Annotated in this window: 24 protein-coding genes, 2 tRNA genes and 1 pseudogene; 22 read left to right on the top strand and 5 right to left on the bottom strand. The window is 55.9% G+C overall.

Annotated elements, in window-relative coordinates; translation table 11 throughout:
- Window positions 1-28 precede the first annotated feature (28 nt).
- The 10 genes from FDK21_RS17165 to FDK21_RS17210 all read left to right on the top strand — a co-directional run bounded on the left by FDK21_RS17165 (window position 29) and on the right by FDK21_RS17210 (window position 13729).
- Entirely contained in the window at window positions 29-1198 is a 1170-nt protein-coding gene (locus tag FDK21_RS17165) for an ABC transporter substrate-binding protein (protein WP_114011569.1), read from the top strand.
- A 145-nt stretch (window positions 1199-1343) separates the two neighbouring features.
- Entirely contained in the window at window positions 1344-3179 is a 1836-nt protein-coding gene (locus tag FDK21_RS17170) for a sugar ABC transporter ATP-binding protein (RefSeq protein WP_138150136.1), read from the top strand.
- A complete protein-coding gene (locus tag FDK21_RS17175) occupies window positions 3176-4681 on the top strand; it encodes an ABC transporter permease (RefSeq protein WP_246657608.1) in 1506 nt (501 codons plus the stop codon). The genes FDK21_RS17170 and FDK21_RS17175 overlap by 4 nt, the downstream gene beginning before the upstream one ends.
- A complete protein-coding gene (locus tag FDK21_RS17180; RefSeq protein ID WP_246657609.1) occupies window positions 4678-6063 on the top strand; it encodes an ABC transporter permease in 1386 nt (461 codons plus the stop codon). Before FDK21_RS17175 ends, FDK21_RS17180 begins: the two co-directional genes overlap by 4 nt.
- Window positions 6064-6110: 47 nt before the next feature.
- The gene (locus FDK21_RS17185) at window positions 6111-6812 is read left to right on the top strand and encodes a bacteriorhodopsin (protein ID WP_138150139.1); all 702 of its coding nucleotides are present in this window, start codon (window positions 6111-6113) and stop codon (window positions 6810-6812) included.
- Between the two features lie 57 nt (window positions 6813-6869).
- A complete protein-coding gene (locus FDK21_RS17190) occupies window positions 6870-8597 on the top strand; it encodes a flotillin domain-containing protein (protein WP_138150141.1) in 1728 nt (575 codons plus the stop codon).
- Between the two features lie 6 nt (window positions 8598-8603).
- On the top strand, window positions 8604-9122 hold the full coding sequence (locus FDK21_RS17195; RefSeq protein ID WP_138150144.1) for a hypothetical protein: 519 nt from the start codon (window positions 8604-8606) through the stop codon (window positions 9120-9122).
- Window positions 9119-11068 (top strand): hypothetical protein, encoded by a 1950-nt coding sequence (locus tag FDK21_RS17200; protein WP_138150147.1) that lies wholly within the window; start codon window positions 9119-9121, stop codon window positions 11066-11068. The genes FDK21_RS17195 and FDK21_RS17200 overlap by 4 nt, the downstream gene beginning before the upstream one ends.
- A 29-nt stretch (window positions 11069-11097) precedes the next feature.
- A complete protein-coding gene (locus FDK21_RS17205; protein ID WP_138150150.1) occupies window positions 11098-12255 on the top strand; it encodes an iron-containing alcohol dehydrogenase in 1158 nt (385 codons plus the stop codon).
- Between the two features lie 25 nt (window positions 12256-12280).
- Entirely contained in the window at window positions 12281-13729 is a 1449-nt protein-coding gene (locus FDK21_RS17210) for an NAD-dependent succinate-semialdehyde dehydrogenase (protein ID WP_138150153.1), read from the top strand.
- Window positions 13730-13942: 213 nt separating this feature from the next.
- On the opposite strand, the gene FDK21_RS20815 is transcribed toward FDK21_RS17210, so the two are convergent.
- Complete coding sequence (locus FDK21_RS20815; protein WP_138150156.1) at window positions 13943-15502, bottom strand: hypothetical protein; 1560 nt, start codon at window positions 15500-15502, stop codon at window positions 13943-13945.
- Between the two features lie 626 nt (window positions 15503-16128).
- Window positions 16129-16203 (bottom strand) — tRNA-Thr (locus FDK21_RS17220).
- A gap of 389 nt (window positions 16204-16592) precedes the next feature.
- Between FDK21_RS17220 and FDK21_RS17225 the strand changes: the two genes are divergently transcribed.
- The 3 genes from FDK21_RS17225 to FDK21_RS17235 all read left to right on the top strand — a co-directional run bounded on the left by FDK21_RS17225 (window position 16593) and on the right by FDK21_RS17235 (window position 18848).
- The gene (locus tag FDK21_RS17225) at window positions 16593-16820 is read left to right on the top strand and encodes a hypothetical protein (RefSeq protein WP_138150159.1); all 228 of its coding nucleotides are present in this window, start codon (window positions 16593-16595) and stop codon (window positions 16818-16820) included.
- A 128-nt stretch (window positions 16821-16948) separates the two neighbouring features.
- On the top strand, window positions 16949-18238 hold the full coding sequence (gene murA, locus FDK21_RS17230) for a UDP-N-acetylglucosamine 1-carboxyvinyltransferase (RefSeq protein ID WP_114011579.1): 1290 nt from the start codon (window positions 16949-16951) through the stop codon (window positions 18236-18238).
- Between the two features lie 118 nt (window positions 18239-18356).
- A complete protein-coding gene (locus FDK21_RS17235; protein WP_138150162.1) occupies window positions 18357-18848 on the top strand; it encodes a DUF2948 family protein in 492 nt (163 codons plus the stop codon).
- 114 nt (window positions 18849-18962) lie between these two features.
- Here the strand turns inward: FDK21_RS17235 and FDK21_RS17240 are convergent, their stop codons facing one another.
- Both FDK21_RS17240 and FDK21_RS17245 read right to left on the bottom strand, forming a co-directional pair.
- Window positions 18963-19511, bottom strand: coding sequence for a tetratricopeptide repeat protein (locus FDK21_RS17240; RefSeq protein ID WP_246657610.1), 549 nt, complete (start codon window positions 19509-19511; stop codon window positions 18963-18965).
- Window positions 19512-19640: 129 nt separating this feature from the next.
- Window positions 19641-20567, bottom strand: coding sequence for a hypothetical protein (locus FDK21_RS17245; RefSeq protein WP_138150167.1), 927 nt, complete (start codon window positions 20565-20567; stop codon window positions 19641-19643).
- A gap of 234 nt (window positions 20568-20801) precedes the next feature.
- Here FDK21_RS17245 and hisD point away from each other — a divergent pair, with 234 nt between their 5' ends.
- The 9 genes from hisD (at window position 20802) to FDK21_RS17290 (ending at window position 26781) form a co-directional block, all read left to right on the top strand.
- Complete coding sequence (gene hisD / locus FDK21_RS17250; RefSeq protein WP_114011582.1) at window positions 20802-22097, top strand: histidinol dehydrogenase; 1296 nt, start codon at window positions 20802-20804, stop codon at window positions 22095-22097.
- Window positions 22098-22204: 107 nt separating this feature from the next.
- Window positions 22205-22768, top strand: coding sequence for a UPF0262 family protein (locus FDK21_RS17255; protein WP_138150170.1), 564 nt, complete (start codon window positions 22205-22207; stop codon window positions 22766-22768).
- Window positions 22769-22771: 3 nt separating this feature from the next.
- Window positions 22772-23236 carry a protein-tyrosine-phosphatase gene (locus FDK21_RS17260; RefSeq protein ID WP_114011584.1) on the top strand — a complete coding sequence of 155 codons (465 nt, stop codon included), beginning with the start codon at window positions 22772-22774 and terminating at the stop codon, window positions 23234-23236.
- Window positions 23237-23597: 361 nt separating this feature from the next.
- On the top strand, window positions 23598-23816 hold the full coding sequence (infA, locus tag FDK21_RS17265) for a translation initiation factor IF-1 (RefSeq protein ID WP_090070279.1): 219 nt from the start codon (window positions 23598-23600) through the stop codon (window positions 23814-23816).
- 172 nt (window positions 23817-23988) lie between these two features.
- Window positions 23989-24612, top strand: coding sequence for a Maf-like protein (locus tag FDK21_RS17270; protein WP_138150173.1), 624 nt, complete (start codon window positions 23989-23991; stop codon window positions 24610-24612).
- A 32-nt stretch (window positions 24613-24644) separates the two neighbouring features.
- A complete protein-coding gene (gene yacG / locus FDK21_RS17275; RefSeq protein WP_114011587.1) occupies window positions 24645-24869 on the top strand; it encodes a DNA gyrase inhibitor YacG in 225 nt (74 codons plus the stop codon).
- A 284-nt stretch (window positions 24870-25153) separates the two neighbouring features.
- Window positions 25154-25229, top strand: a tRNA-Phe gene (locus tag FDK21_RS17280).
- Window positions 25230-25576: 347 nt separating this feature from the next.
- Window positions 25577-25771, top strand: coding sequence for a helix-turn-helix domain-containing protein (locus FDK21_RS17285; RefSeq protein ID WP_138150176.1), 195 nt, complete (start codon window positions 25577-25579; stop codon window positions 25769-25771).
- Between the two features lie 275 nt (window positions 25772-26046).
- Complete coding sequence (locus tag FDK21_RS17290) at window positions 26047-26781, top strand: hypothetical protein (RefSeq protein WP_138150179.1); 735 nt, start codon at window positions 26047-26049, stop codon at window positions 26779-26781.
- Here the strand turns inward: FDK21_RS17290 and FDK21_RS17295 are convergent.
- Window positions 26769-26873, bottom strand: a pseudogene (locus FDK21_RS17295) (IS5/IS1182 family transposase); the annotation flags it as partial. The gene FDK21_RS17290 and the pseudogene FDK21_RS17295 sit on opposite strands and share 13 nt — an antisense overlap.

A 26873-nucleotide genomic window follows, 5' to 3' on the forward strand; every position in this document is an offset into this window, starting at 1 on the left:
TCAGGGGTGAATTTAGGAGGAGACATAGATGAAATTGTTCAAGAAAGCTGTTGTGGCTTTGGGCCTTGTCGCATTTGGCGCCATGGCCGCACAGGCAGAAGGGGTTGATGAAATCAATCCCGATGTTGCCAAGCGCCTGTATAACAAGGATATGCTGGACCCGATGCAGCCTGTTGGCCCAAGCCCGCTGCGCGACTTCAAGGCGAAAAATCCACCACCATGGAAAATCGGTTATGCGTCTTCCTATGCGGGCAACACATGGCGCGCCAACGCTATGGAAGCTTTGCAGAAGGAAATCATTCCAAAATGGAAAGATCTGGGCCTGATCAGTGAAGTGGTCGTCACCCAATCCAACCTTAACGACTCAACTCAGATCCAGCAAATGCGCCAGCTGGTCGATCAGGGCGTTGATGCCATCTTTGTTTGTTGTTCAAACCCCACTGCGCTCAACCAGACCATCAAATATGCCTATGACAGGGGTGTGCCTGTTTTCTCGATGACCGGCTATCTGACCGCCCCGACCGCCGTCAATTCGTCCGTGAACTATCAGGTCGCGGGTTTTGAAATCGGCAAGCGCATGGCTGACGAGCTGGGCGGCAAAGGCAATGTCCTTGTTGTCGAAGGCATTCCGGGCACCTCCGGTTCCGACAGTCAGGACCGCGGCGTCAAGGCCGGTCTGGCAACCGCGCCGGACATCAAGATCGTCGGCTCCATTGCAGGCATGTGGACCGATCAGGTGGCACAGGGCGAAGTTCAGAAATGGCTGGCCACCCATCCGGGCAAACTTGACGGTATTGTCGTGCAGTCCGCCGCTGAAATGGGTGTTATCCGCGCGATCAAACAGTCGGGTCGTCAGGGCGTCAAGATCGCCGTCGGCGGTGAGCGCGGTGCTTTGTGCACCTGGCGTAAAAATCCAGACCTGATCAATGTGGCAGTCCAGACTTGGCCACCAGCAGACGATGTCAATCTCATCTGGCGCATCATGATGCGGACCCTGCAGGGTCAAGGCCCCAAAGTGCAGTCCGTGCTGGTGGATCCGGTGGTGATCACGCATGACGATGTGATGAAATTGCTGCCTGAGGATTGTGATGAGAATGCCCAGAACTGGCTGAATGTCGGCGCGGATGCCTGGGGCTCGACGGAGTATCTCAACCAGTTCTTCGTCAATCCGGCAGACCCGACCAAATACAAGCCTTGATCTGATCGGAACTGTTCCGAACGGATCCTGATCTGAGACCACCAAACAACGCCGTCGCCCTTTCAATGCCCTTGCATCAGCAAGGGCGACGGCTCCCCCTACGCTCGCGAACCTTAACATTCCAAGCGAATTGAGAAGCCCAACCATGTCATCTGCCCATCCATCACAAAGTCAGAATCGCGAGACGATCTCTGTGCGCAATGTGAAGAAATTCTTCGGGCCAACCCGTGCGCTGGACGGGGTGAGCTTCTCCGCCCGCGCAGGTGAGGTGCATGCGATTGTGGGAGGCAACGGGTGTGGCAAGAGCACGATGGCGAAGGTCGTCTCGGGCATTCTACCCGTCGATAGCGGCTCGGTGTCCATTCTGGGCGAAGCGCCCTCCACCCCGGCAGAAAGCAAGGCGCTGGGCATTTCCACGGTCTATCAGGAAGTGCTGGTGGCCGATGAATGCACGGTCGTGGACAATATCTTCATGGGATCGGACGCGCTCTTCTCAAAGAGCATGTCGCAAGACCACAAGGTGGCCCGCGCCGCCGCATTGATGCAGGATCTTGCGGGCGAACCCGTCGATCCTTTCGCCTTTGTCGGCACGCTGCCCCTTGGTCTCAAGCAATGGATCACCATTGCCCGGGCCTTGGTCAGCGATCCCAAAATTCTGATATTGGACGAGAGTTCCGCAGCGCTCGATCTGGACAGCACAGAGCGGTTGTTCGCCAAAATGCGGGAATTACGCGATGGCGGCACGACAATCCTGATCGTGACCCACCGCATCGCCGAACTGATCCGGATTTCTGACCGTGCAACGGTTCTGCGCGACGGACGCGATGTCGGTGTCCTCGAGAAAGAACAAATCACCGAGAAGAACCTGCTTGCACTGATGACCGGAGACGAAACCGCCGGACAGGCGGTTGATCTCGAAGCGCCGCAACCTCAGAGCCATGAGCTCGCCATGAAAGTCGAAGCCATTTCGCTGGTCGACGGAACAGCCCCTTTTGATTTTGAATTAAGACGCGGCGAAATTGTCGGCATCGCAGGACTGGATGGCCAAGGGCAGGATGCCTTCGTTCGCGCCTTGGCCGGGGTTGAACCGGTCAAGGGTGGCTTTGTCTGGGTGTCAGACCGACAGGGGCAGTTTTCAGTGGTCCGCTCACTGGCTGATGCTGTGAAGGGAAGAATCGCCTATGTCTCTGGTGACCGGAAACGCGAGGGGATTTTTGCCTCCCTGTCCATCTTTGAAAATATGGTCATGCCACTCTATCGCGAGAAGAAACGGGCGGGCATTCTGGGGCTTGTGGACTTCGCCACCCTTGTCACCATCTTCAAGCGCGAAGCCGACAATCTGATGATCAAGTTCGGCGTCAAGGAAAATCCCATCACCTCCCTTTCAGGCGGCAACCAGCAAAAGGTGCTGATCGGGCGCGGCTTTGCCATGCGGCCCGACGTGATCGTACTGAATGACCCGGCGCGTGGCATCGATGTTGGTGCCAAGACCGAGCTTTACAAACACCTGCGAACCTTCGCCAACGAGGACAAGTCGGTCGTCTATATGTCCTCCGAGCTGGAGGAATTTATCGGCTTTGCGACGCGCATCATCGTGTTTCGCAACGGCATGCCTTTCGATGCCTTCGATGGCCGCCAGTTTGATTCCAAGCAGATTCTGGAAGCGATGTTCGGGCAGACCGATGGTCGCGGGCTGGATGCGCCTTGGGGGCTGAAGCCCGGAGGGGCGACCGTCGCACCTGAGCGCGTTGACCCTGTCGTTGCCCAGCCTGTCGCTACCCAGTCCGTTGTTGCCAAGCAAGCCGAGCCAACGGATGGGGGGGTGATGGTTCCTGAAGACAGCGCACCGATAAAGGCCAAATCGGATGAGGCAACCACCTCCGCCCCTCAGCGCCCCGCAGTCCGCCCCATTCGGATCGTCGAATTCGATGCCAAAACCGGCCAAGCCCGCGCCATCGGTTCCAAAGGGGGTGCCGCATGAGCGATGCAAGCATCAACAAAACAGACGCCATGATCGAGCAGGCGAGCGATAGCGCCAAACAGGCACAAGGCGGGCGGGCAAATCCGTTCCTTCTGGTGCCGATCACCTTGTTCTTCCTGCTGTTGGGGCTGGCAGCGCTGCGTTCGCCCAGCCTAATGACCGCATCGGGCATTGGTGGCGCCATTGTCGTTGCAACGCCGCTGGTTCTGGCCACCTATGCCTTGATGGCGTCGGTCATTTCCGGGCGTGGCACGGTGGATTTGTCAATCGGGCCTCTGATCAGCTTCATCAACGTGACCCTGATTCAGCTTTATGCGATGGGTCTGCTGCAAAATCCGATCTCGGTCTTTCTCTATGCCCTGTTTGTCGGTGCAGCCTATCAGTTTTTGTTTGCGCTGGTGGTGCTCTATGTGCGTGTCCAGCCGATCATTGTATCGCTCTCCGGCTATCTGGCCTTGTCGGGGATCAATCTGGTCATCCTGCCACGCCCGGGGGGCATGGCGCCTGAATTCATGGCTGAATGGGGTCTTGGCACATCCATATTTTCGCCGGTTTTCGTGATCCTGATCGTGGCAACATTGGCCTGGCTATTGTTCACCCGCACCGCCTTTTACACCCACTTGCGGCTGATGGGGTCTGATGAGCGGGCGGCCTACACGGCCGGTGTGCCGATCTATATTGTCCGCATTGGAGCGCACCTCATTTCCGGCTGCTTTGCGGGCCTGACCGCGATCGCCTTTACCGGTCTGATCTCATCCGGCGATCCGTCGCAGGGCACCACCTACACGCTGATTTCGGTCACCGCTTTGGTGCTGGGCGGGGCGTCTCTGGCCGGTGGTCGTGCCGGTGTCTTCGGGTCATTCCTTGGCGCAGTGAACCTCTATCTGATCACCTTTGTGCTGGCGACCTTCAATTTCGGCGCGGTGCAGAGCTTTGTGACCAACCTTGCCTATGGCTCCATTCTGGTCATTTCTCTTCTGCTGACGCTGATCATCCCGTTCATCACCCGTCACATCCGCAATTTCTCGCCGCTTCTGTATTTTGTGGCCCTTGGTGTGGTGGCGATGGGCATAATTTTGCATTCCACCAACGATATCGATCCAAGAGCGCGCAACAGGACACCAGCACCGACCCAGAGTGCTGAAACCACCATTGCGCCATTGGCTCCGATTGAAGCTGAGGCTTTGTATGTGGCGCCGCTGGAAGTCGCTACGCCAACCGCCAGCGACGAAGCCTTGCGCACCATGGCAATGCCGCTGGTGCTGTCCGTGCTGCTGCTCGTCTTCATTGCGGTTTTCGTAAGGATCGCCGTCACACAGTCCGACCGGCGGACGGTTGCCCCGGTTGTTGCAACGGTTGTCGCTGCGCTGGTGCTCTATATCGCGTTTGTCATGCAGGACACAGCCAAGATGCCCGCCACGAAACTTCCCAACTCTGAGTCTCCTGACACTCAGACGCCTGGTTCTCAGGCACCCAGCTTGCAAGGGGAGGATAGCCAATGACATCCATGTCAACCCAGCCGCGTCTGAGCTTGCCGGTGACCATCGTAGGGCTGGCCATCGCCATCATTCTCACCGCCATCGGTGTGGTATTCGGCTTCATACAGGACCTGTCCGTGCAATTGATCATCCTGTCGGCCATCTCCACTATGGTGGCCTTCATGTGGGGCTGGCGCTTTGTCCTTGGCCAATTTGCCAACCACTCTGCCAAGGATGAACAGCAGGACGAAGAAGGCTCTATCAGTGAAGGCCGCAAGGTCTGGCTGCAATTCAGGGCTCCGCTCTATGGATTGCTGTTCCTGCTGGCGCTGTTTCTAATCTTGTCACTGACGGTCGAGAGCTTCTTTAACATCTGGAACATCGTTTCCTTTCTGATCATCCTGACCATCATCGTGCTGACCCGCACGCTTGGCCGCCATTTCGAGCAGAACAGGTCCGCCTTCATTGGTATCATGGTCCTGTGCGGTCTGTTTTCCATCGGCTCGATGAATATCGAGGGCTTCGCCTCGGGTGCCAACATCAAGGCGATGTTGCTCTTTGCCGCCTTCCTTGGCATCGCGTCGGTCGGACAGACTTTGGTGGCGTTGCTCGGTGGGCTTGATCTGTCGATCCCCTTCATCATTGGCGCGGCCAATGTGGGCCTGCTGTATTTGATCAGCCTCGGGGTGCCGTCATGGCTGGCCGTGATCATTGTTTTGCTGACCGGTGCGATCCTTGGGGTCATCAACGGGCTGTTGAGCTTTCGTTTGCAGGGACAGGCACTGATCGTCACTTTGGGGACCGGCTTTGCCATCTCGGGCGGCATTCAGATCATCACCTCGATCGGTTCGGCCTATTCAGGCAATGTGTTTGGCCAAGTGCCGGCCTGGCTGTCCAATCTGGCCGCGATGAATGGCTCCACCTTCGGTCTGCCATTCCCGCCTGTGATTGCCATCTGGGGGCTGGTGCTGATCCTGCTGACCGTCGGCATGAAATACACCGTGTATGGGCGATACCTGTATGCGCTGGGCGTCAATCGCACGTCCGCCAGCCGCGTCATGGTTTCAGAGCTTGGCTATTGGGTCACCATGTATGCCATTTCCGGTTTCTTTGCCGCGATGGCCGGGGCCTTGCTGTTGGGCTGGTCCGGTGGCGGCTTCATCGGCGTGGGCGATCAATATCTGTTCCTCACACTGGCGGCGGTCGTCGTTGGGGGAACGTCCCTTCTCGGCGGTCAGGGCAGCTATGGCTTCACCGTCATCGGGGTGCTTGTCTTGCAAGTTCTTTCATCCTTCCTGATTGGCATCGGTCTCGACTTCGAATGGCAGCAATTCATTTTCGGTCTGCTCATTCTGCCGATGGTCGCGCTCTATGCTCGCTCGCCGCATATCAGAACGCAAATCTAGGAAGATGGTTATGAGATATCTGTTTAATCGTCCAGGGAGGACATAACATGGCGGTTTTCGAAACGGCTGATATCACAGCGGTCAGTTATTCGACGGCGCTCTTGGGTCTAGTCGCAACAAGTGTTCTGCTTTTCATTGGGTCTGGTTGGGCGGATCGCAGCTGGAAATTGCCGGTCACCCTTTGCGGTATCGCAGCACTCGTCGGCGTTGGGGCCGTCTATGAGGCGCGGGAAGCCTGGATGGCGGCGCAAAAAGTACCCGTCGGCTATCATTATGTCGGCTGGGCGGTGTCCATGCCGCTGCAAATTCTGGCGCTCTATTTCTTTGCAGCGCGATCTGGGGAGCTCGGAGCAGGTCTGTTCTGGCGTCTGGCCATCGTGTCCAATCTCATGGTGTTTGTTCGCTATCTTGGCGAGGCAACATTGATGAATGCGACGCTGGCCTTTCTGATCGGACTAGTCCTCTGGCTCTACATTCTCGGAGAGCTGTTCTTTGGCCGCATGGATGAGACGGTCCGTGGTTCATTGAGTGAGCCGGTCCAGCGGGGATATTTCTGGCTGCGACTGATCGTGACCGTCGGTTGGGCAGTTTATCCCCTTGGCAACTTCCTGACCTCTTTCAGCGGCTACGTCGATACCGGGGCGCTTTCTGTCACCTACAATATTGCCGATTTCTTGAACCGTATGGCTTTTGGCGCAGCCGTTCTTGCGACTGCTTTGCTTGAGAGCAAGGAGACCGAAAATGCGTAAGCCGTCACTGCCACAATCCATCCATACCTCACTTTTTCAACATGAAGGGGAAGCCAAATGAAGGGTGCAGACTTCATCGCAATTATCATTTTGGCGGCGATCGTTATCGCGGTCTGCGCCTATCTCTTGCATTGGCTTTATCGCCGATCAACCAAGGACATTTCCTTTGTTCGCACGGGCTTTGGTGGTGAAAAGGTCGTAATGGGCGGGGGCGCCTTCGTCCTCCCGATCTTGCATGACATCACCGATGTCAACATGAACATGTTGCGGCTCGAAATCATCCGGGCGAGAGAGAAATCTCTCATCACCAAGGACCGGATGCGGGTCGAGTTGACGGTCGAATTCTATGTGCGTGTGGCACCCAATGAAGAGGCGGTTGCAACGGCCGCCCGCTCTTTGGGCAATCGCACCATGCATGCCGAGCAGCTCAAGGATCTTGTTCAGGGCCGCTTCATCGATGCCATGGGGGGCGCTGCTGCGACCATGAGCCTTGAGGAAATTCATGAAAACCGTCAGGCCTTCGTCAAGGAAGTGCGCAGGGAAGTGGCTGAGAGTCTGGCCGTGGATGGGCTGGAACTGGAATCGGTTTCCCTCACATCCCTCGATCAGGCTGATATCTCTTTGTTCGATCCGTCCAACACCTTTGACGCGCAAGGTCTGACCATCCTGACCGAACAGATCGAAAGCCGGAAGAAAAAGCGCAACGACATCGAGAAAGACTCGATGATTGCCATTCACTCCAAGAATCTGGAAGCGGAAAAACAGTCGCTGGAAATTCAACGCGATACCGAATATGCCCGGCTCGCCCACGAGGCAGAAGTGTCTGTTCAGCGCGCCCAGCGCAAGGCGGAAATTTCCAGTGAAAATGCGGCACGTCAGCGGGAAATCGAGGAAGTGCAGCTGCGCGAACGCGAAGCGGTCGAGCGTGCCCGGATCGCGATGGAACAACAGATCGAGATGGTCGAAATCAAACGCCAGGAGGCTCTTGCACTGGAAGAGCAGGCACGCGAAATCGCCGTTTCGACCAAGTCCAAGGAACGGTCCATGGCTCAGGCCGAGGCCGAAGAGGCAAGGGCAAAAATGGTCGAGGCTGCCGAACGCGTTCAAACCCTGCGCGATACCGAAATTGCCACCCGACAAAAGGCCATTGCCTTGCTGGAATCACAGAAACTTGCCGAAGCCGAGGCAGCCCGTATCAAGGTGCTGGCAGAGGCCGAGAAGGCTGCTGCTGAAGATCGCGCCAAGGCCGATGGCATTGCCGTGGCTGCAATGGCCGAGCGTTACAGAGTGGAAGCGGAAGGCAAGCGCGCCCTCAATGAAGCGGAAAATATGCGGTCCGATGCATCGCGCCGCAGTGGTCTGCACAAGTCTCTGGTCGAAAAACTGCCGGACATCATCCGCGAAAGTGTCAAGCCGATGGAGAAGATCGAAGGCATCAAGATCCTGCATGTCGATGGCCTGCCGGGCTTCTCCAGCACAGGTGGTGCTGGGACAGGCGGCGCAGGGGCACCCGATGGTGAAGGCGCGTCCCCACGGGAGGGCAATCTCGCCGATCAGGTGGTCTCATCCGCTCTGCGCTATCGATCACAAGCGCCCTTTGTCGACCAGCTTCTGGGAGAAATCGGCTTGAATGCGGACAATGTGCATCGCACGCACACGCTGCAGGACCTCTCAAAGATTGTCTACACGGAGCCAAATGGTCCGTCGGATGCGCAAGACAAGGCCGCCCAAAGCCCCAAAGGGCCCAAGGACAAGCCGACGAGTGATCCCAAGCAGGTGAACTAGAGCAGCTTGAGCCGCGTGCGTCATCACGCCTTGAAGCAATGGGCATCCAATGCCTCTCCGGGTGTCAATCAAACCCGGAGAGGGGAGGGAGTGAACGGAATGTTGAAGCTATCCATTACGGAACGCGATTTGTTGGTCCATGCCAACTGGGCCGTGCTCGGCCTTTGTGGGACTGCCTTTCTGCTGGAAGGCTTCGCGACCGACAGTTTCCTGCTTTCTCTGGTGGGGATCTGCGTGATTGTGGCCGGATTTATCGCACATATGGTGATCAATGCCATCGCCGGGACCGCCTTCTCATCGGGCGAGACTGCGCTGGGAATGGGATTGTTCGGCATCGCGATCCTGGTATTCATTGCAGCCTGGCTTCAAGGGGCTTTGTCGATGTCCGACTATTGGTCCGGACTGGCTCTATTTGCCGTCCTCACTGTTGGTCTGCCGGTCTACATGGCCACCCGCTACGGTTTGAGAGGCGCGTTTTCCCATTTTCATAAAACACATGATCCGATGGGAAAGGCCGGGAAATGAGTGTTGCAACCCACATGATCTGGCTGCCTCTGCTGGTTCTGGCCTATGGCCTTATGATTCTGTATTGGGCGCGGATTGCGGTCAATGAGGGCGGCACACAAGATGGCTTCTTCTCTGCCGGGCATGCGTTGCCTGCATGGGTGGGTGCCTTGATGCTGGCAGGTGCAAGCCTGTTCATCTGGTTGCTGTTCGTGGGGACCGAGCAGATCGCCCAAAGCGGCTTCTCCTTGCCGGTCTTGTTGCTGGCAGGGGTCATTGTGCCGTTGCCCGGTGTCATCTTCTTCAAGCGCAGCTGGTTCATTGCCGAGCGCATGCGCATCTCCTCACAGGCCGACATCTTCCGGCTTTATTATCAAAGTCCACTCTTGGTCTGTTTCTCTGTTGTTGTGGCGTTGCTTTTCGCTCTGGGATTCTGCGGATTGCAAGTGCGGTTTCTGGCCCATCTTGCAGAGGCTCTGACCGATGGTACGGTTTCGCAACTGGGCGCTTCGGTGTTCTTTTCTGCCATTCTGGTTGCCGGCGTCGGCATTGGTGGCATGCGGTCGATTGGCTATCTGGGCGTGCTCCAAACGGTACTGGCATCGTTGGCAGTCATTTTGCTGGCAGGCTTTTCTCTCGTCTATGTTGGCGGCTTTGAGGCCCTGAATGCCAAGCTCCTTGCCTATTCGCTGATTGAAGGCAATGGCCACTTTTTCGAAGTCGGCAAGGTCATTGACTTCACCGCCGGGCTGGGGCGAGGCGGGTCTGTCGCCGGGTCGCAAACCAGCCTTGCCAACCTGTCGCTGGCCTTCGCCTTGATGGGGTTTCAGGCGAGCCCTCTGGCCTTCAAACTGATCCTGTCCACGCGCAGCGCCAATGGCCTTGCAACGGGGCAGACATGGGTGACTGCTGGCTTTATTGGCCTGCTTGTGGTCTTTGCAATCGGTCTGATCGGCGCTTCGGGACTGGTCGAGACGGATCTGCAGCTTCTGCCTATGTCGCGCGACATCATGGCTCAGTCACCATGGTTCGCAGCGGTGATCTTTCTGGGTCTGCTTGCCGGTGTTCAGTTGATTGCAGGCCTGTCGTTGTTCGTGGCCGCGGAAGGTCTGATCCGGCATGTCTACAAGCCTTATTTCCATTCAAGACTGACCAAGCGCGAAACCGTGATGCTGACGCGGGTCGCGATCGCCATTCTGGCGGTTTTGGCAATGATTTTGCAGAATATCGCACCCGTGACCCTGTCGGCGCTGGCCGCTTTGGCCCTGCCACTGTCCTTCCAGCTCTTCACACCGCTTCTGGGCGTGGTCTGGTTTGGCTGGATCACCCGACAGGCAGCGGTCGTCGGTGCGGCTTTCGGGGCCTTTGGCGTCATTCTGACGGAACCATTCGGCTATCAGATTTTGTCTTTCTTTGGACTGGAACTGCCGTGGGGGCGTTGGCCCTGGACCATCCATTCAGCCCTGTGGGGCATGGTGCTCAACGTGACTGCCGTCCTGATTATTTCCGCAATTACCAATCGCGATACGCTGGGGCGGGAAGCACGGGATGTACGGGCCATGTTGGCCGGGTTGGCTGGAAATGGGAGAAGCAATCGCGCGCTCAAGTCAGCGGCATGGTCCCTGACGCTGATCTGGTTTTTCCTCAGTGTCGGTCCAGGGCTGATTTTTGGCAACAAAGCCTTTGTTGCGGGAGCGCCAGACCAACCCGTCTGGCTGCTCGGCATGCCATCCCTGTGGGCTTGGACGCTGGGCAGCTGGATCTGTGGCGTCGGTCTGGTCTGGTTTCTTGCCTACAAATTGGAGATGGCGAGCCCGCTGAAGGTGACCATTGCCGCTTATGAGCCGGTTGAACGTCTCAGACAGGATCAATCTGACAGGGAAGCAGAAAGGCTGCGTGCCTTGATCATCGCCGGGGCCATCGCCTTTGGTCTGGCGGTGTTGACCGCCTTCAGTTTCGGGTCTTGAGCGTGAGAAATTTCTGGGAGGAGAAGAGTATGGATCCATTTATTTTCAATACGTCGCGATCAATTCGGTTCGGCGTTGGGCTGGTCGCCCAACTCGGAGAGATTGTAAAGGCGGAGGTGGGGGACCGGATCATGGTCGTGACCGATCCGGGCATGATCGCCACCGGTCTGGTGGACCAGGCCCTCAAAGCGCTCGAGGCAGCAGGGGTCGCGGTTGAACTCTTCTCGGACGTGGAAGCCGATCCGCCTGAGTCAATCGTTCTCGCAGCCGCCGATCAGGCGAGAGAAAGCAAAGTGGATGGCATCCTTGGTTTTGGCGGTGGATCATCTCTTGATGTGGCCAAACTGGTTGCCTTGTTGGCCAGAAGCGGCGAAAGCCTCAAGGATGTCTATGGCGTTGGCAATGCCAAGGGACCGCGGTTGCCGCTCATTCTTGTGCCGACAACGGCTGGCACAGGCTCCGAAGTGACTCCCATTTCTATTGTCACCACCGGCACCAACGAGAAAATGGGGGTCGTCTCACCGGTCATTTTGCCCGATATCGCTCTGCTCGACCCCGCGCTAACCTATGGACTGCCGCCTCATATCACGGCGGCGACGGGCATTGACGCTATGGTCCATGCGATCGAAGCTTATGCTTCGGCCAGTGCCAACAACAATCCGGTCTCGCGGATGTTGGCGACACAGGCTCTTGCCCTGATGGGACCGTCCGTGTTGCAGGCCGTGCAGAATGGAAGCGACAAGGAAGCGCGCGGCAACATGTTGCTCGGGTCCATGCTGGCGGGACAGGCCTTTGCCAATTCACCGGTGGCCGCGGTCCATGCGTTGGCCTATCCACTCGGTGGCCATTTCCATATTCCGCACGGATTGTCCAATGCGCTCGTGCTGCCGCATGTGCTCCGCTTCAATATTGTCACATCCCACGAACCCTATGCAGAGCTGGCACCTTTCGCCTTTCCTGAACTCGCCCGTCTGGAAGGGCAGGAACGCGCCGCCGCCTTCTGTGATCGCTTGGCCGAGCTGGCGGTCGAATGCGGACTGCAACCCAATCTGAGGGCCATGAATGTACCAGAGGACATGCTGCCAAAGCTCGCCTCGGACGCAATGAACCAGACACGCCTTCTCGTCAACAATCCTCGCCCGGTGGAAGAAGCGGACGCACTCGCCATCTATCAGGCTGCATTTTAAATGACATCAGAAAGGATGGGATGCCATGTTGGAGCTTTCCGATCAGAGCCTGTTGGAACACCGCGCCTTTCTTGGGGGGGAGTGGGTCTCAACCGGCAAAACCTTTTGCGTAACGAACCCTGCGACCGGAGAAACCATCGCCGAAGTGGCGGATCTATCTGCGCAAGATGTGAAAAAAGCCATCGATGCGGCCTATGAGGCGCAAAAGGCTTGGCGATCAAAAACCGCCAAGGAACGCTGTGCAATCCTGTTGCGCTGGAACGATTTGCTGCTGGAGCATCAGGATGATCTCGCCAAAATCTTGACCGCCGAAATGGGCAAACCTCTCGCTGAAGCCAAGGGCGAAATTGCTTACGGGGCATCCTTCATTCAGTGGTTCGCAGAGGAGGGGCGCCGGGTCTATGGCGATGTCATTCCGGGTCATCAGGAAGACAAGCGTATCGTCGTGATCAAACAGCCGATTGGCGTTGTCGGATCCATCACCCCTTGGAATTTCCCAAATGCAATGATCTCCCGCAAGGTGGCACCTGCCTTGGCGTCGGGTTGCTCCTTTGTGGGCCGGCCGGCGGAAAAGACCCCCTTGTCTGCCCTTGCCATGGCGGTACTGGCCGAACGGGCAGGGGTCCCCAAGGGGGTGCTGTCGATTGTCACCAGCTCGGATTCCAAGGGCGTTGGGCTTGAACTCTGCACCAATCCCAAGGTGCGCAAACTCACCTTCACCGGCTCGACCCAGGTTGGGCGCATACTCATGCAACAATGCGCCCATGACATCAAGAAACTGTCTCTGGAACTGGGCGGCAATGCGCCATTTCTGGTCTTTGATGATGCCGATCTCGACAGCGCGGTCGAGGGGGCAATGATCGCCAAATATCGCAATTCCGGTCAGACATGCGTGTGCGCCAACCGCATCTATGTCCAAAGCGGCGTGGCCGAGGCCTTTACACAGAAGCTGGCCACCGCCATCAGCAAGCTCAAGGTCGGCAACGGCATGCAGGAGGGCGTCACCATCGGTCCGCTGATCGATGAGGCCGGGCTTGGGAAGGTTGAAGACCATATTGCCGACGCGGTGTCGAAAGGGGCCAAGGTCAAGATCGGTGGCAAGCGATCCACGCTTGGCGGCACCTTTTTCGAGCCGACCCTGTTGTCCGGGGTCAGTGCGGGCATGAAAGTGCTGTCCGAAGAGACATTCGGACCCGTCGCACCGGTGATCAAGTTCGAGACCGTGGACGAAGCAATAGAGCTTGCCAACGACACTGAATTCGGATTGGCCGCTTATTTTTATGCGCGGGACATTTCCACCGTCTGGCGGGTCGCAGAAGAGTTGGAAAGTGGCATGGTGGGCATCAATACCGGCCTCGTTTCCACCGCAGAGGCGCCCTTTGGTGGTGTCAAGTCTTCCGGTCTTGGTCGCGAGGGTTCCAAATATGGCATAGAGGACTTTCTGGAACAAAAATATCTCTGTTACAGCGTCTAAAAACAGCAGGGACAGATCGGCCACTCGGCTGATCTGTCACGCTTTTCCTTGAGGTATTTGTCAGTTGACGAAGGGCCGCTTACAACAGGGTCAAAACGAGCTTTGATGAAACAATATTGCAGCGCATTAGGCCGCTTGGAGCCCTGAGTGACGGATTTCGCAAGATGAGCGAATGACCGCTTCGCACGAGCGCTCAGCTGTCGAACTTTGATGTCACCCAACAATGCTGGGTTCTACCCACCCAAGCCAGAGCGCCACATGCTCGATGATTGCCAAAACCATCGAACCCACTGGCTCAATATAGGCGGTCATAAATATCCAGATTCCCCATAGCCCAAAGGTTACCAATGCTGCCCAGAGCGCACCTAGCGTGGCCGCAGCGAGACTACCGAACAAAACTGAATATTGGCCCTTCTTTTTGCCCGCCTTGTCAGAAACGATTGCTCGCGCGATCCAGAGCTTGAGTTTATACGGCACCCACGTAAAGGCCGACAGAAAGACCAGAACCAAGTGTACCAGCGTCGGCACAAGTGTGGAAAGCAGGGTCAGCATGAGCCATGTATAGCCTGCACGCGCGTCCGGTTCATTAAGGTCATCAAAGATCGGGCCTAGGGCGATGAACTCTTGCCCCGTTAGCATGTTAATCAACGCGATGGTTCCGCTCAGGCCAAGGCCCAGCCCGATCAACAACGCCAAAGCGACCACCCCGTCGACGATCCAGACCAGCCCGGTCACCAAGTTGCGTTGATTGCGCCCATAACGAATGAGCCCCAGCGTAATGCCATAGGAGAGATAGTCAAACACCGCGTTGATCAGCGGAAGCATCCCGAAAGCAAAGACCAAGAGGCGTCTTTCAGCCGTCATGCTTCCGGCAGAAAAAGCAAAGGCCAGAACAAGACAGGCCCAAAGCCCGATGACAAACAGGGCATAGGACAGGCCACCTTTACCTTTGGTGCAACCATACCCAACTGCGCCTGCGCCTGCGAGTGCGAGTGCGAATGCGCCTGCGCCTGCGAGTGCGACTGCGAGTGCGACTGCGCCTGCGACTGCGACTGCGCTTGCGAATGCGCCTGCGAATGCGAATGCGACTGCGACTGCGCCTGCGAATGCGAATGCGCCTGCGAATGCGCCTGCGAATGCGCCTGCGAATGCGAATGCGACTGCTGACCAATACAGCCACTCAGATGCTTTATGCAAAACTGGCATCTGAGTGGCTGATGCCAGTATACGCATGATCACGAGCGCCACAAGAGGGCATACCAGCGCAGTACGCAGCCAGGTGCGTTCTTCCGCCTCAAGGATTGTGACCGCGGCAATGCCCGTGTCTTGCCCGGTACAGCCCCATTGAATGAGGAGCAGCAAAAGCGGATAGATTACCGCGATCTTCAAAGCCGCATCCATCACCGGCCAGGACAAAGTGTTGGCTTGCAGGCGCTTCAGATCTTCCGGATCGCGCGCGCGGGGGTCCAAAAACCACGTAAATTTTGAGACCAGACCCTTTGAAGGCATCCTGTCAGTCATCGCATCAGTGGGCGACAGCATCCGCCTCAGCCCGTGCATCATGGCATCAACAAGCTTGGTATAGACCAAAAAGTTGTCTTTACGCTGCAAAACACTATTGATGGCGGCCTTGTCGCGGGGGTGGTCGTAGTTCAACAAGCCAAACAGCAATACCCACAGCAGGCCCAACGCCCACACCCATATAGCGGGCTTAAATGTTATAAGGCCTGTAAAAACCGCCCCGATAATCCCGAGGACAAACCCTGTATGCATCGCAACGCCTCTTTATCAACTCGACGCAAGATGGACGGGGCGCAGTGAGCGATCAAGCCAAATCTAGCAATGATCCACCATTACAACTTTTGATTGGGGCGGAGGTGCCACCCAGAACTAGGAGCGGTCATTGGCACGAGCAAGTTGAACGACAAAAATGTCCGCACAGTGTGATTTCACTGCCTGGTTATGCTGCGTTGTGCGTTAATGTCCGCAGTCGAGCAACGCACTGCAAGATCAGATCCTGACTCGCATGGAAGCTTGGGGCCGAGTTTGCAAATCGCAACCACGATAAACCGTTTTCAATTTGTGACGAGATGTTGCAGATCACGAATTGCCTTTCCTGTCCATCAAGATCCATAAGGCATCCTTATTCTTGAGAAAGTGGATAGGTGTGGGTGCGCTATCTTGATATCAAGAAAAGATATGAGCATTCGGTGGAGTGACGCACCTGCACACGATCGAACTGCAAGTGAAAAGACTCTGCCAATACTCTGCCGTAAATTTTGACAACCGGCTGTTTGGTCTCGCATCGTTCTGCAATCGTCTGCAAGAACTTACATATGAAAAGAGTAGCCAAACAGTTTGAAACAGGCTGGTTTCTGCTAATTTTTGTGGGAAGAGAATGGTGCTGCAAGAGAGAATTGAACTCTCGACCTCTCCCTTACCAAGGGAGTGCTCTACCACTGAGCTACTGCAGCATTCTTTGGTGTTTTGGGCATCGGAAAGTGTCTCCCGATGCGGGCGGTTTTTTGCATACCGAATTTGATTATGCAAGCACCATTTTGAAAAAAGCGGTGAATTTCGTCTGAACTGTGAAAATCCTGCCATGAAAGGGGGATGCCTGTTGATGAAGCGTCTCAGAATGCACAGCACCAAATGAAAGCTGCGATCAAGCTTCACCGTGGATGCAATTCTGGCAGCACTAACCAATTTCCCTAAAAATGCCACAGATAGCCCAGAAATCTCCATATTCTGGTCTTTCTTGTCGGTTGCATTTGGTATAGAGCAAGGTCCAAGAGATTGACTCGTCGGTTCCGCCACCAAACGGAACAAGGCGAAAAAGATAATCGAAATTGATTTGAAGACGATGTCCAACGCTGATCACACCAAAGACGAAACCGAATCCTCTGACGCGGCCGACCGCAGTGGCAAGGCGTCCGATGATCGGCAGGCTCGTCTGTCGAAGGCGCTGCGGGACAATCTGCGCCGCCGCAAGGCACAGGTCAGGGCACGCAAGGCACAAGATAATGCGGGCGACACCTCGTTGGGGCAAAATGCCCCATCCGGCGACGATCCATCCCGTCAGGATTCTTGAGCCGAGTGGATTGCCTAGCGGACGGAACCAGAATCAATAAAAGCGGGAACCCGCAACAGGACTCCGGACATAAAGCCGGACACAGAACAATGTCAGCCGAGGCTGGCTGACAAGGGAAAAAGAGAGACATGGACGCAATTCGTATTGTAGGTGGTGCCCAGCTGAATGGTGTGATCCCGATCTCTGGAGCAAAGAATGCAGCTCTGCCATTGATGATCGCATCCTTGCTGACGGATGAGGAACTGATTCTGGAAAATCTGCCGCGCTTGCGCGATGTGCAACAGCTTCAGCAGATCCTCTCCAACCATGGCGTCAGCTACATGATTGAAGGCAAGCGTCCGGGACAGGATTCCATGGCCGGTCAGGTGGTCCACCTGCAAGCCAAGGAAATTATCGACACCCGTGCCCCCTATGATCTGGTGTCAAAAATGCGTGCCAGCTTCTGGGTGATCGGACCGTTGCTTGCCCGCATGGGCCAGTGCGAGGTTTCGCTGCCCGGTGGCTGTGCCATCGGGACCCGGCCTGTTGATTTCTTCATTGACGGCCTCAGAGCCATGGGTGCCGAGATCGATATCGACAAGGGGTATGTGGTTGCCAATGCACCGGATGGCCTGAAGGGTGGTGAATACACCTTCCCGCGCATTTCCGTTGGTGCAACCCATGTGCTGATCATGGCGGCCAGCCTTGCCAAAGGCACGATGGTGCTGAAAAACGCTGCCCGTGAGCCCGAAGTGGTGGATCTGGCCAACTGCCTCATCGCCATGGGGGCCAAGATCTCTGGCGCCGGCACCGACACCATCACAATTGAAGGGGTCGAGAAACTGCATGGCGCGCGCCATTCGGTTCTGCCGGACCGCATCGAGACCGGCACCTATGCGATGGCCGTTGCCATGACCGGCGGCGATGTGATGCTTCAAGGCGCGCGTGCCGATCTGCTGCAGGCTGCTCTCGACATTCTGGCCGAGACCGGCACCAAGATCGAACCATCCAGCGAAGGCATTCGCGTCTCCCGCAACGGCACCGCCTTGAAAGCCGTGAATGCAACGACGGATCCGTTTCCCGGCTTCCCGACCGATCTACAGGCCCAGTTCATGGCGCTGATGACCATGGCCGAAGGCACCTCGACCATCACCGAGACCATCTTCGAGAACCGCTTCATGCATGTGCAGGAACTGGCCCGTCTGGGCGCGAAAATCTCTCTCGATGGCCAGAAGGCGCATGTCACGGGCGTTGACAAGTTGACCGGGGCGCAGGTGATGGCAACTGACCTTCGCGCGTCTGTTTCGTTGGTGATTGCCGGTCTGGTGGCCGATGGGGAAACCAAGGTCAACCGGGTCTATCACCTTGATCGTGGATTCGAGCGCCTCGAAGACAAGCTGGCTGCCTGTGGCGCAACAGTGGAGCGTATTTCCGCCTGATCGGTCCATAAGGGATCGCCTTCACGGGCAAACTCTTGTTTTCCCGGCGTGATCTTCCTATTTGTGGGAAGTGATCCATAAGCCCACGCCCACCATGTGCGCCTTCAAGGAGTGAATGATGTCGATGCTCAAACTTGCCGCTCTTGATGCAGAAGACCTTCAGGTCGTCTCAAGTCAAATTCAGGATGCTGTTGTGCGCGTCGGTGATATTCACTGGTTGCGATCAGAAAACCGTCTTGTGGTCCGCATGAACCGCTTTGCCTGGGAAGAGGCCGTCACCCAAAAACGTCGGATCTTCGGTCCCAAGCCGACCTACGAACGCCATGAGGCCGTGCTGCACTTCGACCGGGTCTCTTCCGTTCAAGGCCGCAACATTCGCACAGGTGCGCAAGATGCTGTGCTCAACCTGCTCTCCGCCAACTTCGAGCAGCAAGGGGAGGGGCCGGACGGCATCATCTCCCTGATCTTTGCTGGCGATGCCGAATTGCGGCTCAGCGTTGAATGTATCGAAGCCCAGTTGGCCGATACCGGAGCCGCTTGGGAAACAGAGAATCTCCCAGAGCACGAAGCCGCCGAAAGTTTCGAGAAACAGATGGCCAGCAAGGGCTGATCAAGCGCGAATGATCGGACCCATCAGCGGCCTCGTTGAGCCGCTCAAACAAAAAAGCGGGGCATGTATCGCGCCCCGCTGATCAACAATTCCCTGCCTAAAGACATCTTTGCATCAATAGACTTTGGCTTTCTCGCGGATGCTTTGCTCCAGCGCCGCATAGGCCCAGCTGTCGCGTCCGCCACGTTGTTCAATTTCGAACAATTGTTGTCGCGCAGCGCTCATTTTTCCTTCGGAAGCCAGCCCCTGTCCCATATAGGAACGAGCGAGGGTGTAGTCAGGATCAAGCTTGATTGCGGCTTTGTAATAATCCATGGCGCGATCAAAATGGCCAAGTTTGCGGTGAATGAAGCCTTTATAGTTGAGCATCCGTGGATCATTCGGATTGGCCGCTGCCGCGATCACCTCCAATGCCCAGTCATAATGACCGGCATAGGCAATCTCGCGCACCGCATCATACAATTGATCATCGCTGAAAATCTTCGAGCTTGGTTTGCTGCATTTGCCTGTGTCGGGGTTGAACACTTCCCCCTTCTCGCAGTCTTTGGTCGTCGGGGTCGGCTTCGGCGGGGCACTGGTGTCAGACCCGACCGCCAATGCGGCGCTGCCTGACGCAAGAGCGAACCCGGCGGCAAGGGCTGTTGCAAGAATGGTTTGTTTCATCATCGTTCCTCATTATGGGTGAAGGCAATATTCTTGTTTGGTTATGGGCTTTATACGCAAGCCAACCCGATCAGGGTCAGTATGAAAACACTATCTTCTGATTTTGGCCGCTCTGAGGCCGACACTTGCTTAATAGTTCCGACCATCAGGGCAGGCAGACAGCATGGCATCGATGGCGTTGGAAGAGCCCCTGAGATGCAGATCGAGCTTTGAGACCGAAGCGTTGAGCATCGCCCGGTTGCCCTGTCGCAAGGCATCCAGCAACCCGTCATAGCGATCAAACAGCACCGACAGCATCGGGCCTTCCATTTCCCCGGTGGAAAGGGTGCCTGGATTGGGAAAGAAAGAAGTCTGCTGCTTTCGGATGACTGAGAAAAGGGCCGGGACCTTATCACTTTCCTTGAAGCCTCCCGGATCGATGGCAAATCGTGCCTCGACTGCCCCGACATCGCTCTGGCATTCCAGCATCAACAGGGCTTCGTCCCGGGTGCAGGTTTCATAGCGCGCCACGCCACCTTGCCCGGCGGCCCCCCCAGACCAAAGATACCCACCCTTGCATGGGCCGACCACGTGTTTGGTGGATCGATAGGGTCCTGTCCGCTCGCGTGCCCTTTGTACTTGACTGGATGTTTTGCCGGCAATGTCCATCGGCTTGTCGCCATGGCGCGTCGCTGCGATTGGTTGCCTGAGGCCTGAAACGGGGTCATCTTTCAGGGTCACATCGCCTGCCAGAATAGTGGCAATGGTCTTCAGATCGCCTGCTGGCTCGCGCCGCAAGATACTCCATTCACAGCCACCAGACCCACAATAATCAATATCCTCAATATGCAGGATAATCTCATCCACCTTGTCGTTGGGCAGATCGAGATCCATTTGCCAGATATGGACCGTTGGATCTCCCATATAGCTTTCCTGCAAAAAGGCCTTGAGGCCAGGCACAGCATCCACCGCCACTTTGTCTGCCTCCGGCGGGGTGGTCATCCCAACGGAAGGCGTCAGAAATGCAAGGCAAAAGAGACTGGCAATCTGGCACAAACTGGGACGGGGAAACGGCATTTTGGCATTCTCCAAACAAAATTAGCTTGTATGTTCAAGGCGCTAACTGTGACAGAAATATCGACTGGATGCCAGCCTTGCAACAGGAACCTCTGCATGTCCCACGTGAACAGCCATGGAAAAGTCGTGGTCGCTCCTGAATTACGGGCTACCCCTCTTGCGTGCTTGGCCGGAAACTCCCATAAAGACTGCCGAAAAACACCAAAGATGCGAACAGTGTAAGGACACCCCGAAATGGCCATTCGCCTTGATGCTTCCGACGCCGGTTTCGATGCCGCCTTTGCAGATCTTCTGACCATGAAGCGGGAAGTCTCCGAAGATGTCGACGCTATCGTGCGCGACATCATCGAGGATGTGAAGGCCCGCGGTGACGAGGCCTTGTTCGACTATACCGCCAAATTCGATCGCTTTGATGCGCGCCCCGCAGGCTTGCGGATCAGCGAGGCCGAAATCGACGCAGCTGTCGCCAAGGTCGATGCCGACACCATGGCCGCGCTGGAGTTGGCCCGCGATCGGATCCAGTCCCACCATGCCCGTCAAATGCCAAAGGACGACATGTATGAGGATGCCTTGGGCGTCAAGCTCGGCTCCCGCTGGACGGCAATCGAGGCGGTTGGTCTTTACGTGCCCGGCGGTCTGGCGGCCTATCCGTCATCGGTGCTGATGAATGCGGTGCCTGCCAAGGTCGCTGGCGTCAAGCGTCTGGTGATGGTGGTGCCAACCCCGGACGATGTGCTTAACCCACTGGTTCTGGCCGCAGCCCGGCTGGCTGGCGTCGATGAGGTCTATCGCGTCGGTGGCGCCCAAGCCGTTGCCGCTCTGGCCTATGGCACGGAAACAATCGCGCCGGTCTACAAGATTGTCGGCCCCGGCAATGCCTTCGTGGCCGCAGCCAAGCGTCGGGTCTTCGGTCTGGTGGGTATCGACATGATTGCAGGCCCGTCGGAAGTGCTCATTCTGGCTGACAAGAACAATGACCCCGATTGGCTTGCCGTCGATCTGATGGCGCAGGCCGAGCATGACAAAGCGGCGCAAGCGATCCTCATCACCGACGATGCGGCTCTGGCCGACGCAACAGAGAAAGCGGTCGAGCGTCTGCTTGAAACCCTGCCAAAGGCCGAGATTGCCGGTGCCAGCTGGGCCGATTATGGCGCCGTCATCACCGTGTCCGACTGGGAAACCGGTCTTGCTCTGTCCAATCGCATTGCTCCGGAACATCTCGAGCTGGCCTTGGATGACGCAGCTTCTATGGTCGACAAGGTGCACAATGCTGGTGCGATCTTTGTGGGCCACTTCACCCCTGAAGCGGTGGGCGACTATGTCGGTGGCTCCAACCATGTTCTGCCAACGGCCCGTTCGGCGCGCTTCTCCTCCGGCCTGTCGACGCTCGATTTCGTCAAACGCACGTCTGTGCTTGAATGCAACGCGATGAACTTGCGTGAGATTGGCCCCGCCGCCGTGACCCTGGCCCGCCAGGAGGGACTGGAAGCCCATGCCCGCTCGGTTGCCAAGCGATTGAACATGGCCTGAAGATCGGATGCTGTGGTCTGACACGCTCCGGGGGAGGGGATTTGACTTCCCCCCACAAAGCGGGCACAAGGCTGGAATGGGTTGGAAAGAGTCAAAGATGGTGAGGCATGGCTGAAACGAAGGGGACCGATGCGGTCGAGGAGACCGAAAGCGCGATTGCGGCCAACAAGCCCGACAGTGATGCAAGCGATCACAGCGATGGCTGCTTTCGGCTTAGCGCCGTCCAACTTGACCCGCAATCCATCCAGCCAGCCAACGCTGAAACCGAGCATGAGCGCTCCGTTGCGATCTATGATCTGGTAGAGGAAAACAGCTTTCAGCCCGTCGGACACGACGAGGGCGGTCCCTATCGCCTCGATCTGTCGATGATTGAGCGCAAGTTGGTGCTTGACATCAAACGCGAGAACGGAGAGCAGATCGCCACCCACATTCTGTCTCTGACCCCCTTTCGTCGCATCATCAAGGACTATTTCCTGATCTGCGATAGCTATTATGAGGCCATCAAAACCGCCACCCCAAGCCGCATAGAAGCCATCGATATGGGCCGGCGCGGGCTGCATAATGAAGGTTCGCAAATCCTCCAGTCGCGGCTGGAGGGAAAGATCATCACCGATTTCCCAACCGCGCGCCGTCTGTTTACGTTGATTTGCGCACTGCATTGGCGAGGCTGAGGGATGGTCGACTACACTGCGGGTTTTGATGAACGTCCCGCCTCTGTCCTGTTTGCCTGCGGTATGAATGCCATCCGCTCGCCCATTGCGGAAGCACTGGCCAACCACCTTTTTCCCGGTGCCTTCTATGTGCGTTCGGTCGGCGTGCGCTGTGGCAAGCCAGACCCGTTTGCTGCTGCGGTGATGGAGGAAATCGGCCTGGACATTTCCGAACATGAACCCGCCACCTTCGATGACATGGAAGACAGCTATTTCGACCTCATCATTTCGCTGGCACCCGAAGCGCATCACAAGTCGCTTGAATGGAGCCGGGGGCACGCGGTGGAGACGGAATATTGGCCGACGATGGACCCGGCCCTTGCCAACGGCTCACGCGAGCAGATCATGGATGCCTATCGCGCTGTCCGTGACGGTTTGATGGTCAAATTGAAGGACCGATTCGAGTGGATCTCGCCAGCGGGCGGCTAACCTCTGTATTTTTGCTTGCGGGCAGACGCCTTGATTGGCCAATCAGATGCAGTCAAAAGCCTGCAATTCGACTCTATACTGCAAGATTCCGCGTCGGGGATTGAACTTAATCTTGCTTTCGACTAGATTGCCGACAATCTCAAAGACGATACAGGGTTTTTGGATCGACAACCTTTGATCGATCAGCCTGTCGCCGGTTGCCGTTGATGCCTGATTGGAGCCTCTGCGGACGAGGGCGGGGCCGTTGGGTCTTGGAGGGTGCCGGCCGGGTGCATCAAGAGGCTGCTCCCGGTTGACTGGCAACCCGAAGGCGATCTGAAACAACCCTGAAAACCAACCTTAAAGGACATATAGGACGCTTATGGCGAAAGAAGAAGTACTGGAATTCCCTGGTGTTGTCACTGAACTGCTGCCAAATGCCACATTCCGTGTAAAGCTTGAAAATGACCACGAAATCGTTGCCCACACGGCTGGCCGTATGCGCAAGAACCGCATCCGCGTGCTTGCTGGTGACAAGGTTCAGGTCGAGATGACCCCATACGATTTGACCAAGGGTCGTATCACCTACCGGTTCAAATAACACCCGTCATGTGTCGGGACCGAGAATAGGGCAGGTGGATACACCTGCTCTCTCATGCTGCCCCAACTTGCCTGCGTGAGGCTGCGCTCCGACTGGACCAGACTATTGCCAGACGTTTGCCAACACCTGATTGCGTGGGCGTGACCGAGTTTCATCAGTAAAGCATAGCGACATGTCCGATTCCTATCGTCTCATCCTGGCGTCTGCGTCACCGCGCCGCTTGCAGCTGCTCCAGCAAATCGGTATCGAACCGGTCGCCCTCAAGCCCGCCGATCTCGATGAAACACCCCTGAAGAATGAACAGCCCCGCGCTCTGGCCCGTCGCCTGAGCGAGGAAAAGGCTGCGGCCATTCATCAGATCTACAAGGATGACGCCCATCTGGGCGGCAGCTTCATTCTCGCCGCTGACACGGTCGTCGCCGTCGGGCGTCGCAGTTTGCCAAAGACCGATCTGGCCGAAGAAGCGATCCAGTGCCTGACGCTTTTGTCTGGTCGCACGCACAAGGTTTTCACCGGGGTCAGTCTAGTCACCCCGAAAGGCAAGACTCGCACCAAGGTGGTCGAAACGCGCATCCGCTTCAAGCGCCTGACCAACGACATCGACCCCTATGTGGCGTCTGGCGAATGGCGCGGTAAGGCCGGGGGCTATGCCATCCAGGGCATTGCCGGAGCCTTTGTGGTCAATCTGGTTGGCTCATACAGCTCTGTTGTCGGGCTGCCCTTGCATGAGACCTCCAACCTGTTGCTCGGTGAGGGCTATCCGCTGCGCCTTAAATGGCTTGGTGGCGTGCGATAAAATGCATCGCTGTGCCAAAATGGACTGAAATCATGACCAACAGCCCCAAGGACGAAGCCAAACCAGCCGTTGCCAAGGTGACCGGTTTGCGACGCGCCCGTCCCTGTCCGATCTGCGACAAACCATCCACCAAGGCGGCCTATCCCTTCTGCTCCCCTCGTTGCAAGGATGTCGACCTCAGTCGCTGGTTTAGCGGCTCCTATGCCATCGCCGCGACAGAAGAAGACGCGCCAGATGACGAAGATTTCAATGTCTGAAATCAGCACGCACGGCCTTGATGCAGAGAGTGCCTGTGCGCCTCTCCGCAGCGAAAGGTCATTTCCTTCAAGCAGATAGAACCCGGTCTCCGGTCCTGTGTCTCTTGTATTAGAAGCTCATATGCATGGATTGAAATCCAGTCGGGGATAAAATCACCTTCCCCCTGTAGAAAAGCGAAAAGCACACTGGACAGGGCAATATGAACCTTCTATAACGCCCAAACAAATTGCACGGGGCACTGCCCCGCTGGCCCCGCCAGAACGCGTCAGACGCCTTTGCATGTGCCCGGATAGCTCAGTTGGTAGAGCAGCGGATTGAAAATCCGCGTGTCGGTGGTTCGAATCCGCCTCCGGGCACCATTTTACTAAACAATCTCAATGCTTTAGAAGAGCCCTTCTTCTCCCTCTCGGTTTGGGTTTTAATCTCGGACTGCTCTCGGACTGCATTTTGTGTCTGCTTCAAGCCTTCCATATTATGAGTTTAGGATTCTCCGGTTGCGATGGGCAATACTTCAGTTAAGAATTAAGCGGAAAAAGCATTTTTTTTATTTTGAAACGACACCACCTCTATGGGTTGCCTTTCTGACCTGCATATTCGAGAGATGATATGTCGAACGCAATAAATGCGCTTTGAACTTTTTATTTTTTTCATCGGAAAACGAAACCATTTGAGACCTCGTTAGAAAAACTGAGAACGAGGTTGAACAATGAACATCTACAATACGGATTGTTTGGTTTCCATCACTGAAGTCTGCCGACTGCTCAACCGGTCAAAAGCAAGTATTTATCGTGATATCAAGCGTGGAGCTTTTCCGCGTCAGATCAAGATCGGTTACTCTGCCAAATGGCGTATGAGCGACATCGAGAGCATTATCAGAAAATCACCGGAAGAGCAGAAGTGATTGGTCCATTGCGATTGTATTGGACCTTATCTGTTTTTCGAAAAAACGTAAGAAGTTTTACGCCTTCTCACGAAAACAGCATATTTTCTCAATTGCAGCGCAAACAGATCATTTAATTTTGTTCTCTTCAGTTTTGGCGAAGTGTCGGCGCCATGTCGGCAGCTGAAAATGAAGATTTTCCATGTTATTACAATTGGTTATATCCAGAATGTCGGCGTTTTTACTGCTATGGGAAGTATGTATAGCCAAAAGTTATAGAAATAAGTCAATTATAAATGTCAAAAAGCAAAGCAGCAACGAAAAGCTTGCTCGATAGAATTCAAAAATCATCGCCGAAGGGCAAAAAACCGCTCTCTGAAGCGGATATGAAAGCTCTTGTTCAAATGCTTGCGTTCAAAGCGGAGCCTGAGCAGTATGAAATGTATCAACTGTTGCCGGAAGGATCATTCCTAAAACGCCTATGTCGTCATTTCGACGAAACTGACATCAGTTATGAACTTCCAATTTTCCACGTTATTTCTGTTGCTGCGTCTTTTCTGACGCAAGGAGGTGCCCACCTTGATGTTTCCGGTGTCGGAGAAATCCTGCCGACGCTTTGGCTTATTGGGTTGGCGCCATCAGGATCGGCTAAGACATTGGCTACCAACGAGGTGGAAAAGATCTTGAAGCAAGGGGCGACCCCTATGGTTCGAAAGCTTGCAACCGGGTGTGCCGACGCGGAATGGATCATTGAATTACATAACAACAACGGAGCGTTTTGGTTTCAAGACGAGGTTGGCAAGGAATTCGCGAAATACCGCAAGCCTGGTCCTTACACACGTATCAAAGACTGGGTTTTGAATGCATATTCCCATGAGGACATTGCCAACAGGTTGAAAAGCGAGACATCGAAAATGGTGGTCGCGAAACCTCATTTCACTTTCCATGGCCTCACTGTAGATGAAACCTGGCGCAGCGATATCGACATCACAAGCATGTTAGTGCCCGATTCAAAAGTTCATGGGACATAACAATAGGTTGCCAAACGTCGGATCATCACTCTGATGTTGGCAATGGTGACCCATGCAACAGAACTGGCGATGGAAGCTTCCCAATCCTTTGC

This window comes from Cohaesibacter sp. CAU 1516 (assembly GCF_005771485.1).
Lineage (GTDB): Bacteria > Pseudomonadota > Alphaproteobacteria > Rhizobiales > Cohaesibacteraceae > Cohaesibacter > Cohaesibacter intestini.